Here is an 11,787-nt window from a genome sequence, read left to right as displayed (position 1 = left end):
ATCACTCCATGGAATATATCCTGAAAGGCACGCGGTCATTTCGGAACACCGCCCTGGCGATGTTCGCCGGGGGGTTCTGCACCTTTGCGATTTTGTATTGCCTGCAGCCGCTGATGCCCGAATTTTCCCGGGAGTTTGGCGTTTCGCCGGCGGTTGCCAGCTTGTCGCTGTCGATTTCAACGCTGACGATGGCGGTCACGATGCTGTTTGTCGGGGCGGTTTCGGACAGTCTGGGCCGCAAGGTGGTCATGGGCTGCTCGCTGTTTGGGGCGGCGCTCGTCGCCTTGCTCATTGCCTGCAGTCCGGGATTTGGTGCCCTGCTCGCGCTTCGCGTCGTGCAGGGCATCGTACTTGCCGGCCTGCCGGCGATCGCCATGACCTACCTGAGCGAGGAGATCGATCCGGCCAGCCTTGGCTATGCCATGGGGCTGTACATCAGCGGCAATTCGGTGGGCGGTATGGGCGGCCGCGTGATCACCGGCATGCTGACGGATGCTTTTGACTGGCGGGTGGCGGTAGGGGCAATCGCTTTGTTTAGCCTGGCGGCGGTGCTGCTCTTTTGGCGTTGGCTGCCCGCTTCCCGCCATTTTAAACGCCAGACGTTTGCCTTTGGGGACATTTTGTCCACACTGCTTGGCCAATGCAAGGATGTGCGCCTGCTTTGTTTGTACGGGCTCGGTTTTGTCCTGATGGGCAGCTTTGTCACCTTGTTCAATTATATCGGCTACCGGCTGACGGCTCCGCCGTACGAATTGAGCCAGACGCTGGTGGGGTGGATTTTCATCGTTTATGTGATGGGAACGATCAGCTCCACATGGATGGGCAAGCTGGCCGACCAATACGGCCGGTATGCCGTGATGGGTCTGGCGCTGGGCATGATGCTGGCCGGCGCCCTGCTGACGCTCGCGGGAAGTTTGGGCATGATCATCGCCGGCATCTCAGTGTTTACCTTTGGTTTCTTTGGAGGACATTCCATTGCCAGCAGCTGGATCGGCATTATCGCCACCGAACACAAATCTCAGGCTTCATCGCTGTATTTGTTCTTTTATTATGTAGGTTCCGGCGTAAGCGGCACCATCGGAGGGCTTTTCTATTCCAGTTACGGCTGGAATGGCCTCATCGCCATGCTGGCCTGTTTTCTGCTCGCCGGTCTTTTGTTGAGCTTCGTACTGCGTCAACGGGGTGCGGAGCAAACCGATCATATGATTTGAGAAAGCGGATTCAAAAAGTGAAAGCAATGGTTCGTGACTCCAATCACAAGCTGGACAGCCTGTTTATGCTATTTTTAAGTAAAAATTTAATGTCCTAAGAGCTTGAGGTTGGAAAAAAAAGGGGAAAGTACGATGGAAAGCTGCCGCCATTGCAGCGAGGCGCTGTGCACCCGCAAAGTTCCTATATTTGCTTCGTTGTCCGAAGAGGATCTGGCCAAGATCAGCACGATGATCAAACATCGGAAATATCGCAAGGGACAAGCGTTGATTTTGGAAGAACAACCTTCGGAAACTTTGTTTATTGTCCGCGAGGGTTACGTGAAGCTGTTGAAAATTACGGCGCAAGGCAAAGAGCAAATTTTGCGCGTTCTTTCGACGGGTGAGTTTTTCGGCGAATTGAGTATATTCAACAGCGGCGAGACCAGCAACTTTAGCGCCTATGCGCTGGAAGACACCGATGTTTGCCTGTTGACCAAAAAGGATATGGGACTGATCATTCAGGAAAATCCGGATATTACGTTAAAGCTGCTGCAGAGCATTACCAAGCGCTTGGCCGCTACGGAGAACCTGGCGCAAAGTCTGGCCACAAACGATCCCGAAATCCGCATCGCTTATATGATTTTGGAGCTTGGCCGCAAATACGGCAAAGCGGATCAGGATCAAGATCGCATTAAGATCAGACTTCCGTTATCGCGTGAAGAGATGGCCAACTATGTAGGCGTTACAAGAGAAACCATCAGCCGCAAGTTCAGTAAATTCGAGCAGGCGGGAATTATTGAACTCAACGGAACACGGGAGCTTACGATTTGCGATATCCAAAAACTGAATGACTATATTGATTAATCAGGACAAACGCCCCGTTTTCCGCCGTCGTTTTGCGGAGAGCGGGGCGTTGTTTGGGTTAGCGGCTAATCTTCAATAGGCAGAAACTGGCTTTTGTCTTCGCCGCAAACCGGACATACCCAGTCTTCGGGAAGGTCTTCAAAAGCGGTCCCCGGCGAAATACCTTCACCGGGATCTCCCACGGCCGGATCGTAGATATAACCGCAAGGCTGGCATATATATTTTTTCATCGTATAACATCTCCTCTGGTTTGAATTTTTAATGGATTAAACTGCGGACAAGCTCCGTTTCCGTGATTTCAAGGGATTGCTCTATGGCCGCTTTATAAGGCAGAGCAGCGCTGACATTGGCAAAAACAACAGCTCCGCAAATCGCCCCGTTTTTGATAAAAATCCGTTTGTAAGGCCCAGAATCCGGACCGCAAAGGCTATTGTCGCATTGCTGCTCATCCGTCAGGCCGATGGAGAACAAAGGAGCATTAAACGCATTGGATACGGTCATCGGCACCGGCCGGCGGTAAACGGCGGCATGGCCCGCCATGTTGGTCCCGGCGATTTTGCCTTGTTCCATGGCGCTGTTCCACAGGCCTTCCGCCCTGCCGCGAAATTCGGCAACATCGCCGGCGGCATAAATGTGTTCGGCGCTGGTTTGCATGTGCTCGTTAACGACAATCCCCGCTCCGACTTCAAGTCCGCTTTGGCGGGCTAACTCAGCATTGGGAATCACCCCGATCGAATATACGACATGCTCGCAGGGCAAAAATGAACCGTCTTCAAGCTCCACGCCTTCGACGCCGCTAATGCCGGCAATTCTGCGGACGCCTTGTCCCAACCTTATCTCAGTTCCCTGTTCGGCGATTTTTTCTGTTAGAATGGCCGCAGCCCGTTCATCCAGTTGGCGGGCCATCAGCCGCGGCGACGCTTCGACTATCGTGACGGAATATCCGGCCCGGTTCAGGGACCAGGCGGTTTCCACCCCTTGAATGCCGCCGCCGATGACGCAGATTCGGTCTCCGCCCTGCAAAGCTTGTTTCAGCTTGTCCGCGTCGTTTCTGCTGCGGATATTGTGCACATGAGGCAAAGACGCGCCTTCAAGATTCAGCTTGCGGTTCACGGCTCCCGTGCAGAGCAGCAGCTTGTCGTACTGCACTGCTTGGCCGTCTCCGGTCATGACCGTCCTGGAGTCCGGATCAATGGAAACAACTGGTGTCCCGGCATGATAAGCAATTTTATGCTCGTGGTACCATTTTTCCTTCTTAATCAACACATTGTCGCTGTGCAAATCGGTGAATAATCCTTTGGACAATTTCACTCGATTATAAGGAAGGCCGGATTCGTCGCCGAAAATGGAAATTTCCGCCGCTTCCTGCCGTTCGCGGATCGCTTTGGCCGCGCTGATGGCGGCCACGCCGCCGCCAACAATAACGTAATGACGATGTTCAGACATGGTTTTCTCTCCTTTCCACCGGACCGCTAGATCACGCTAAGCAGCAGATCCGCGACGAACTCGGCGGCGTTTTTGATTTTTCTGACTTTGTCTTCGTCATTAGGGGTGAACCGGATGCGCACCGGGAATTCAACATGGGTCATGCCGGTCGTTTTGATCACGTTGGAGGTGCTTTGCACCTGCATATTTGTGGCATTCAAGTAATCCTGCACGACTTCGATCGCTTCGCCGCTCCATCCGTACGAACCGAAAGCCGCGCCAAGCTTGCCTTCCAGATTCATGTCCGGAAGTTTCTTGAGCAGGCTTTCCAGCTTGCCGGTCATATCCGCATATTTGGTGGAGCTGCCGATAAAAACGGCATCGGCAGCGGCGATGCTGTTCAGCACATCGGCTTCATCCGCTTTATCCACGTCCCATAGCTCCACGCCGATACGGTTTTCCTCGAAGCTGTCTTTTAGGATTTGGGCCATTTTTTTGGTGTTGTTTTTAAGCGTTGCATAAACGATGGCCACCTTTTTGTCTTGCTTGGTTTCCGTGCTGAGTTCGGCATACAAACGGATATATTTGCCGATGTCGCTGCGGAGAATAAAACCATGCGACGGGGCGATCATTTGGATGTCCAAGTCTTTGACGGCTTCGATTAAGGTTCGCACATATCTTCTGTGCGGATGGATGATGGCCCGGTAATACCCGGTAAAATCCTCGGTGACATCAAACCCGGCTTCATCCGCAAACAGGCTGTTTACAGCCACATGGGTACTGAAAATGTCGCAAGGAAACAAGATTTTATCTTCCACGCAGTAAGTGATCATCGTTTCTTCGGTGTGCAAATAAGGAGTTTCTTTAAATAGAAGCGTTTTGCCGCCGATATCCAGTGTATCGCCGTCCTTGACCGCCAGATATTGCCGGTGCTGGAGCTTGTACATTTGCTGGATTTCCGGAACGGCTACTTCCGTACATACAATCGTGGCATTGGTTGCCCTGGCGGCCAGCGCCGCAAGTCCGCCCGAATGATCGGGTTCGGTATGGTTGATGACAATGTATTGGATATCCAGCGGGTTGATCAGTTCGGTGACATGGTCGGCGAACTCTCTGCCGAATTCCATATCGACGGTGTCGATCACCGTCGGTTTGCCGGTTTTCAGCAGATAGGAATTGTAGGTGGTGCCTTTGGTCAGAAGCAGCCGGTGGAAGGGAACCTCGCGGTTGTCGATTTTTCCGATCCAGTATACGTCCTTGCTGATTTCGAATCCGGGTTGCATATTTGAAAACCTCCTGTGGAATGGATTTAGGAACAACTCGATTGTATATCTCGCGGCTTGTCCGGCAGAGGATTGAAATCAAACCAAAAAAATACTTGAACCGCCTTGAAAATTTGATTTGAATCCTTCTTTTTGCGGGTTGGCGGATTTACAATGAGGTAAATTACGAGGGGAAGGGAGAAGCTATGAACCTTGAGCCGGAAAAAACGTTTGCCGTAAAGGAACTGGTGCAATACCGCAGCCAGCAAATTAACAGCCGCTTTTTTTCATATCTAGGCGTGGACGCGGTGCTTTTTGCCTTTGACGATAATGAAAGCATAAGCTCCGAATCTGCCGAGGCACCCAAATTGTTATATGTTTTTGAGGGACAGCTTGAAGTTGCCGTTGACGGGAAGAAGCTGGCATTAAACGAAGGGGATTCCGTCGTGATTTCGGCGCAAAAAAAACATGCCCTCCAAGCGGCGGGCAGATGCAAGTTCGTGCAAATTGGCTAATTGACTAAGATGAACAACATTATTTTATATATTTGGAGGAATGAACATGAACATTAATAAATTACCGCAGGCAAAAGTATTAAAATTGGCGGATGAAATAACGGTTGAACAACACCAGATTTCCAGCAAAACGCTAGTGCAGCGTCCGAACCTTGGAATGACCTTGTTTGCGCTCGATCAAGGAGAAGAAATCAAAAAGCACTCTTCTTCCGGGGATGCGATGGTGAATGTCATCGAAGGCACAGCCGAGATTACGATCGGCGATGAAGTGTACACTGTTAGGGAAGGCGAAACTATTATTATGCCGGCAAACATTCCCCACGGCCTGAAGGCGGTAGAGGAAGCCTTTAAAATGCTGCTGATTGTTGTAAAGTGACAAACAATGGGCATATGCACTCCCAGATCAAAGTGGTCAAAACTATACTTGAATAGGATATTGTCAACTAAAGTGTCTTTTCAATAGTCAGAATTTGACAAATACCTTAGTATGTAAAAAAATCTAATGTGGCTGTTTATGGCGTTTGTCTCTTGGTGTCCCTGCATGCTGCCTGCCTTTGCACGATTATTCCTTTCGCTCAGGGAACAGGGGATGGGGGCTAGAGCAAGGATTCCAAAAAAGAGAGAAGAAAAAAACAAAAAAAAGATGGGGAAAAAATGAGGCGGTGCAGGTGAGATTTTTGGCTTGATTAGAGAACGTATGTTTTGTATAATGAAATAAATGGAACTTATGTTCGTGTATTCTTGATTCGGGAGGTAAGCGGATATGGAAGCCAATGCGGGAACGGAACTTCAACCATTCAGCAGCCGTTTTAACAGCGAGCAGGACTGCATGGAGGCGCTGATCGCGATGAAGTGGCCAAGCGGCTTTGTCTGCCCGCGCTGCGCTCACACCCGGTGCAGCCGTCTGACCTCCCGGCATATCCCCTTATTTGAGTGCGGAAAGTGCAAGCATCAAACATCGCCTTTGGTCGGCACGATTTTTGAAGGAACGCATCTCCCCCTGGTGAAGTGGTTTCAGGCGCTGGATTTGTTCCTGCTGGAGGGCGGCATCTCGGCGCTGCGGCTGCGCAAGGTGATCCGGGTCGCCTACAAGACCGCCTGGTCGATGCTGCACAAAATACGTCATGCCGTAGGGGAGTTCGATGCCCGGGAACTGCTCTCCGGAGACGTGAAGGTGAACAGCGATCAGTATGGGCGTAATCCGTCCCGGTGCCAGCTTTCGCATCCGTACGCCTCGGCGGTCGTAGCGGGCTGCACGGTAACAGAGTCGGGTGAGCCGGAGCAGGTCAAAATCCGCCTGGTGCCGCATAAGCGGGGAGGCGAAAAAAGGGCAGACCGTCACGATCTAACCGCGTTTATTGGCGGGCATGTGGATGTCCGTACATCGGCGGTACAGTTGTTCCCTCAGGCCTTTCGGCTGTATGCGCCCTTGCGGAGAGTGGTGAGAGAGGCGTGGGAATCGCTGAAGAGTACGTATGGAGCCTTGGGACTGAAGCATCTGCAGGCGTACCTGAACGAATACACCGGACGCCGCCGGTTGCGCCTGTCCGGAGGACTGCCCGGAGCGGAAGAAACGATGCGGCAGAAGTTGCTGCAGATGTGTGTGGCGATTCCGGCGATCCCTTACCGTAAGCTGATCGCGCGCCAACCGAACCAGCTCCTTGCGGCTGCGGCCTGATCACAGTCTTTTCATTTTTCCCTGTTTCTTGCCCCAACCCTCCCGTCAGGTCGGCTTCCCTTCTCCCGAATCTGACTAATGATCTCGAACATGACTGCTTATCACAAACATACCCCCTTTTCCCCAATATATCTTCCTCTCCTGAATATATCTTCATCTCTGCTTCCTGATCAAACGGGATAATTGTGCAAAGCGTTCGGCCAACGGATGTTGATCTGCAGCAGAGCCCAAAGAATATTTATGGGTGCGCATGGGTAAGAAATGAAGCCCTGAGCCATGGCGGGACCCGCTCTCCAAATCATGCGGGTATGGCGGAGGCTTTTCTTAGGGGGAAAAAGCGAGGCTCAACCTAGAAATCGGTGCTTGGCACGGCCGGCTATTGAAACGGCCGCGCCAATCTCCTCGGCTCCGCACTGGATCTCGGCCTTCAAAATAGCGGCACTTTAGGTAACTATTATTCGGGTTCAGGCATGTTTCTAAATGTTAGATGCATTTTTCGTCCTTATTTTCCTGCGGATGGTCCGGTATGCGTGAATTCCCATGCGATTCGAGAAAATAACGACATTGCTTCTACGTACCGCTAAGTGGACGGATATGGCCAGAATAACGCCCTTTTTTGCCCTTATGTCTTTCATTGAAGTTCTTCGGGCAGCCTAACCAATTAACCGGATCGTCTTTGCCATTTGCGTAACCGGCTCCTTTTTATCCGCGTCGGAACCGCAGAAAAAGGGGCCCAAGCTGTGCCGAATTTCGTTGACACTGGCTAACCAACAAGAATATACTATATATGAACATTTACTCATATATCGTTTTAATATTGAGGAGTGAGCAAGCGGATGGAAACGGCTGCAGGTATAGTTAAACGCAAATTCGTTCTGGAAGGCTTGGATTGCGCGAACTGCGCTATGAAAATCGAAAACGGTGTTCAGAACATTGACGGGGTTTCGGCTTGTTCGGTGAATTTTGTGAACAAAACGTTAACCATGGAAATGGTCATGGACCGCAGCGAGGAGATCCTTGAGCAGACCAAGAAAAAAATCCGCGCGCTGGAGCCTGACGTCAAAGTATTGGAGCAAGGAGCGGCGGGAATTAAACGTGCCCATAACCACGGCCACAGCCGCGGCCATGATCATGATCATGCTGACGATCGCGGTGCCGAAGCGGCTGAGGATGGACACGGCCATTCCCATGACCACGGGGCGCAAAGCCTTAAAATCATGGTCGCCCGCCTGGCTGCAGGTTTTGTCATCGGCGCGGCGGCGCTATCGTTATCCTTGGGTCAGGAGCTTAAGCTGATCCTGTTTCTGGCCTCCTACCTCGTTGTGGGCGGGGATATCGTCTACAAGGCGCTGAAAAACATCGTCAGAGGCCGGGTGTTCGATGAAAACTTCCTGATGGCGATCGCAACCGTCGGTGCGTTTGTGATCGGGGAGTACCCCGAAGGCGTGGCCGTCATGTTCTTTTACCAGATTGGTGAACTGTTCCAGAGCATTGCCGTCAACCGGTCGCGGAAATCGATCAGCGCGCTGATGGACATCCGCCCGGATTTTGCCAATTTGAAGGCGGGCGACGAGATCAAACGGGTGAGTCCGGAGGAAGTGCGGATCGGCGATTTCATCGTCGTTCGTCCTGGCGAGAAAGTACCGCTTGACGGTAAAGTCGCGGAAGGAAGCTCGGCTATGGATACCTCGGCGCTGACCGGCGAGTCCGTACCGCGCGAAGTGGCTGCCGGCGATGATGTGCTGAGCGGATTTATCAACAAACACGGGGTTTTGACGGTCGAGGTTACGAAGGTGTTTGGCGAGTCGACCGTGGCCAAAATTCTCGATCTGGTCGAGAACGCAAGCAGCAAAAAGGCTCCGACGGAAAACTTTATTACAAAATTTGCCCGTTACTATACGCCGTTTGTTGTCATCGTCGCCGCTTTGCTGGCCGTTCTTCCTCCGCTGATCATTAGCGGCGCGACCTTCGCGGATTGGGTATACCGGGCTCTGGTATTCCTGGTCATTTCCTGTCCTTGCGCCCTGGTGGTTTCAATTCCGCTCGGCTTCTTCGGCGGCATCGGCGCTTCCTCCAAGAACGGCGTGCTGGTTAAGGGCAGCAATTACCTGGAAGCGCTGAATGACGTCAAATACGTCGTGTTCGATAAAACGGGAACCCTGACCAAAGGCGCGTTTAAAGTTAACGGCATTTACCCGCAAAACGGATGGACCGAACAGGAACTGCTGCGTCAGGCCGCTTTTGCCGAAATGCACTCCACCCATCCGATCGCGGAGTCGATCAGGGAAGCTTACGGAAGGGAACTGAAAGAAGAGCTGCTCTCGGGGTACAACGAAATATCGGGCCACGGCATTCAGGTTATGTTCGAAGGCAGGGAGGTGCTGGCGGGCAACGCGAAGCTAATGAAGCGGGAAAATATCGCTTTCGCCGCGCCTGCCGAGCTGGGCACCATCGTGCATGTCGCGGTCGGCAGGCAATACGCCGGTTATTTGGTCATTGCCGACGAGGTTAAGGAGGATTCGGCACAGGCGATCCGTTCTCTGAAAAATCTCGGCGTGAAGAAGATTGTGATGCTGACGGGCGACATCAAGGCGGTGGGCGAAGCGATCGGCAAAAAGCTGGGCGTCGACGAGGTCCGGGCCGAACTGCTGCCGCAGCATAAGGTGGAGGAACTGGAGAAGATCGACCGCCAGAAAGCGGGCAAAGAAAAGATCGTGTTCGTCGGCGACGGGATCAACGACACGCCGGTGTTGGCCCGAGCGGATGTCGGCGTGGCCATGGGCGGCCTTGGGTCCGACGCGGCGATTGAAGCGGCCGATATCGTCATCATGACCGATGAGCCTTCCAAGCTGGCTTCGGCAATTCATATTGCGAAGAGCACCCGGCGCATCGTATGGCAGAACATTATTTTTGCGCTGCTCGTCAAAGCGGTTTTCCTGCTTCTGGGCGCGTTTGGGATTGCGACGATGTGGGAAGCGGTGTTCTCGGATGTAGGCGTCACTCTGCTTGCCGTTCTGAACGCGATGCGCGTATTAAAAATCAAGCCCAACTTGAGTTAAGGGAATGGGGTTGGGCGAGATGGGCAATCGCCGATCCCGCTCCCGTCCCCGGCCGGAGCGCGCTGCTCGCCGGGGCCGGGACGGGGCCGATCTGCGGTTTTTCGTATCATCCGTGGTTGGTGTGCTGAAGGGTTTGGAGAAAAATTTGCTCGATGTGAGCGTCGTCAAGCGAATAATAAACCGTCTTGCCAACCTTGCGCCGTTTAACGATTCTCAGGTTGCGCAGGTACCGCAGCTGGTGGGAAACGGCCGACTGCCCCATTTCGAGCAGCACCGTCAAATCATGCACGCACAATTCCCTTTTTAGCAGGGCGCTGATGATTTTCACGCGTGTCGGATCGCTGAAAGCCTTAAACCAATCGGCAAGCTGAACCGCCGCCTGGTCATCGATGAGCTCCGCTTTGACCTCAGCCAAATCCGCCGCCGATCCTAGGCAGCTCGTATCGCATTCTTCTGCCGTGTTTGCCGTATTTATAGAACGTGTCATTGAATATCACCCTTCTACGCTAGGCGTTTGCATATATTATACTTAAACGAAATCATTACTATTAAAAGATTGCTGTCATCACAGTATCACATAAGCAACCTTTAAACAAGTTGCCCGAGGACGCCTGAATATACGGAATCCGGGCCGCTCCGGGCTCGTCAGAAATGAAATATTCCACGCAGTAAATTGAAGCGCTTCCAATCCGGTGTTATGATAAGTTCAGCGAAGATGAAAGCGGGGATTCCATGGCAAGTATCAAGGATGTCGCGCAAATGGCCGGAGTGGCGGTAGGAACGGTCTCCCGGGTCATCAACAACTCGGGGCCGGTCAAATTGGAAACGCACCGGAAGGTGGAAGAGGTCATCCGGCGGATGAACTATGTTCCCAATGAAGTAGCCAGGAACTTTAAAATGCAGAAGTCGAAAATGGTTGCGCTGCTGCTGCCCAGTATTTGGCACTCGTCCTTTTCCGAATTGGCTTATTATGTCGAGGACGAGCTCGATCGCAGCGGATTAAGCTGATGCTCTGCAATAGCGGCGGCAAGCCGGAAAAGGAGCTTTATTACCTGGATATGCTCCGGCAGAACAAAGTGGCCGGGATTGTGGGAATTACTTATAACGACATTGAGGACAATGTCGGCCCCGAAATTCCGATGGTCAGCATCGACTGCCATTTCAACCGCCCGATCACCTGCGTTACTTCGGACAATTTCGCAGGCGGCCGGCTCGCGTTGCGGGAGTTGGTTAAGGCCGGAGCTCAAAAGCCCGTCTTCATTGGAGCGGTTGCGGCCATGCCCAGCGAAATGATGAACCGCAAGGCGGGATTTGCGTATGAAGCGAGGCGGCTTGGCGTGGACTACGCCATATTTGAACGGCCGGATCCGATCGCGGACGAAGCCGCGTATTTCGATGAATTTTTCCGTATCCACCGGGAGACCGACGGCGTGTTTGCCATTAATGACATGTTCGCCGCCAAATATATCGACCGGGCGGTGCAGTTGGGACTGAAGGTTCCGGAGGATGTCAAGGTGATCGGTTACGACGGAATCCAGAGCCATCCTTAGTTCCACGATCCGCCAGCCGGTGGAGGAGATGGCGCGCACGGCCGTTCAATTGCTCTTTCGGATCATGGGCGGGGAAAGGCAGCTGCAGGAAGCTTACCGGCTGCCGGTCGTTTTCAGGCGGGGCGAAACAACCTGAGCGATTGCCGAGAGGTTGTTTCGGACAAAAAATGGAAACGTTTCACTTTATTTTGGAAGCGCTCTCTGAAAGGGGATGAAGATGCTCACTGCCAGGGTAGTGTATTGG

Annotated in this window: 12 protein-coding genes; 8 read left to right on the top strand and 4 right to left on the bottom strand. The window is 52.6% G+C overall.

Annotation, left to right across the window (positions count from 1 at the left end):
• Positions 1 to 8: 8 nt before the first annotated feature.
• Positions 9 to 1,211, top strand: coding sequence for an MFS transporter (locus NYE74_RS23615; protein ID WP_124331518.1), 1,203 nt, complete (start codon positions 9 to 11; stop codon positions 1,209 to 1,211).
• 132 nt (positions 1,212 to 1,343) lie between these two features.
• A complete protein-coding gene (locus NYE74_RS23610) occupies positions 1,344 to 2,054 on the top strand; it encodes a Crp/Fnr family transcriptional regulator (RefSeq protein WP_036624012.1) in 711 nt (236 codons plus the stop codon).
• Positions 2,055 to 2,119: 65 nt separating this feature from the next.
• Here the strand turns inward: NYE74_RS23610 and rd are convergent, their stop codons facing one another.
• The 3 genes from rd to NYE74_RS23595 are packed head-to-tail and all read right to left on the bottom strand — an operon-like array spanning position 2,120 to position 4,762.
• Positions 2,120 to 2,284: a rubredoxin gene (rd, locus tag NYE74_RS23605; protein ID WP_036624011.1), complete on the bottom strand. Its 165-nt coding sequence runs from the start codon at positions 2,282 to 2,284 to the stop codon at positions 2,120 to 2,122.
• A 28-nt stretch (positions 2,285 to 2,312) separates the two neighbouring features.
• Positions 2,313 to 3,500: an NAD(P)/FAD-dependent oxidoreductase gene (locus tag NYE74_RS23600; protein WP_036624010.1), complete on the bottom strand. Its 1,188-nt coding sequence runs from the start codon at positions 3,498 to 3,500 to the stop codon at positions 2,313 to 2,315.
• A 26-nt stretch (positions 3,501 to 3,526) separates the two neighbouring features.
• Positions 3,527 to 4,762 carry an FprA family A-type flavoprotein gene (locus NYE74_RS23595; RefSeq protein WP_124331517.1) on the bottom strand — a complete coding sequence of 412 codons (1,236 nt, stop codon included), beginning with the start codon at positions 4,760 to 4,762 and terminating at the stop codon, positions 3,527 to 3,529.
• A 185-nt stretch (positions 4,763 to 4,947) separates the two neighbouring features.
• Here NYE74_RS23595 and NYE74_RS23590 point away from each other — a divergent pair, with 185 nt between their 5' ends.
• The 4 genes from NYE74_RS23590 (at position 4,948) to NYE74_RS23575 (ending at position 9,993) form a co-directional block, all read left to right on the top strand.
• The gene (locus NYE74_RS23590) at positions 4,948 to 5,256 is read left to right on the top strand and encodes a cupin domain-containing protein (RefSeq protein WP_036624008.1); all 309 of its coding nucleotides are present in this window, start codon (positions 4,948 to 4,950) and stop codon (positions 5,254 to 5,256) included.
• A gap of 46 nt (positions 5,257 to 5,302) precedes the next feature.
• Complete coding sequence (locus NYE74_RS23585; RefSeq protein ID WP_227872642.1) at positions 5,303 to 5,632, top strand: cupin domain-containing protein; 330 nt, start codon at positions 5,303 to 5,305, stop codon at positions 5,630 to 5,632.
• Positions 5,633 to 6,019: 387 nt separating this feature from the next.
• Positions 6,020 to 6,934: a transposase gene (locus NYE74_RS23580; protein ID WP_124331516.1), complete on the top strand. Its 915-nt coding sequence runs from the start codon at positions 6,020 to 6,022 to the stop codon at positions 6,932 to 6,934.
• A gap of 836 nt (positions 6,935 to 7,770) precedes the next feature.
• On the top strand, positions 7,771 to 9,993 hold the full coding sequence (locus NYE74_RS23575) for a heavy metal translocating P-type ATPase (protein WP_124331515.1): 2,223 nt from the start codon (positions 7,771 to 7,773) through the stop codon (positions 9,991 to 9,993).
• A gap of 106 nt (positions 9,994 to 10,099) precedes the next feature.
• Here NYE74_RS23575 and NYE74_RS23570 read toward each other — a convergent pair whose 3' ends face one another.
• Entirely contained in the window at positions 10,100 to 10,480 is a 381-nt protein-coding gene (locus NYE74_RS23570; protein ID WP_036624004.1) for an ArsR/SmtB family transcription factor, read from the bottom strand.
• A 245-nt stretch (positions 10,481 to 10,725) separates the two neighbouring features.
• Here NYE74_RS23570 and NYE74_RS23565 point away from each other — a divergent pair, with 245 nt between their 5' ends.
• Both NYE74_RS23565 and NYE74_RS23560 read left to right on the top strand, forming a co-directional pair.
• On the top strand, positions 10,726 to 11,001 hold the full coding sequence (locus NYE74_RS23565) for a LacI family DNA-binding transcriptional regulator (protein ID WP_227872641.1): 276 nt from the start codon (positions 10,726 to 10,728) through the stop codon (positions 10,999 to 11,001).
• On the top strand, positions 11,001 to 11,543 hold the full coding sequence (locus NYE74_RS23560) for a substrate-binding domain-containing protein (protein WP_255310096.1): 543 nt from the start codon (positions 11,001 to 11,003) through the stop codon (positions 11,541 to 11,543). Before NYE74_RS23565 ends, NYE74_RS23560 begins: the two co-directional genes overlap by 1 nt.
• The last annotated feature ends 244 nt before the right edge of the window (positions 11,544 to 11,787 follow it).

Source organism: Paenibacillus sp. FSL P4-0127, from assembly GCF_038007325.1.
Classification (GTDB): domain Bacteria; phylum Bacillota; class Bacilli; order Paenibacillales; family Paenibacillaceae; genus Fontibacillus; species Fontibacillus macerans.
The sequence above is the reverse complement of the archived record's forward strand: the minus strand, read 5'-3'. Positions and strand labels throughout refer to the sequence as shown.

Coding starts and splice junctions, on each gene's coding strand:
- NYE74_RS23560 (WP_255310096.1), top strand. CDS start 11,001: ATGCTCTGCAATAGCGGCGGCAAGCCGGAAAAGGAGCTTTATTACCTG.
- NYE74_RS23585 (WP_227872642.1), top strand. CDS start 5,303: ATGAACATTAATAAATTACCGCAGGCAAAAGTATTAAAATTGGCGGAT.
- NYE74_RS23565 (WP_227872641.1), top strand. CDS start 10,726: ATGGCAAGTATCAAGGATGTCGCGCAAATGGCCGGAGTGGCGGTAGGA.
- NYE74_RS23580 (WP_124331516.1), top strand. CDS start 6,020: ATGGAAGCCAATGCGGGAACGGAACTTCAACCATTCAGCAGCCGTTTT.
- NYE74_RS23610 (WP_036624012.1), top strand. CDS start 1,344: ATGGAAAGCTGCCGCCATTGCAGCGAGGCGCTGTGCACCCGCAAAGTT.
- NYE74_RS23600 (WP_036624010.1), bottom strand. CDS start 3,500: ATGTCTGAACATCGTCATTACGTTATTGTTGGCGGCGGCGTGGCCGCC.
- rd (WP_036624011.1), bottom strand. CDS start 2,284: ATGAAAAAATATATATGCCAGCCTTGCGGTTATATCTACGATCCGGCC.
- NYE74_RS23575 (WP_124331515.1), top strand. CDS start 7,771: ATGGAAACGGCTGCAGGTATAGTTAAACGCAAATTCGTTCTGGAAGGC.
- NYE74_RS23570 (WP_036624004.1), bottom strand. CDS start 10,480: ATGACACGTTCTATAAATACGGCAAACACGGCAGAAGAATGCGATACG.
- NYE74_RS23590 (WP_036624008.1), top strand. CDS start 4,948: ATGAACCTTGAGCCGGAAAAAACGTTTGCCGTAAAGGAACTGGTGCAA.
- NYE74_RS23595 (WP_124331517.1), bottom strand. CDS start 4,762: ATGCAACCCGGATTCGAAATCAGCAAGGACGTATACTGGATCGGAAAA.
- NYE74_RS23615 (WP_124331518.1), top strand. CDS start 9: ATGGAATATATCCTGAAAGGCACGCGGTCATTTCGGAACACCGCCCTG.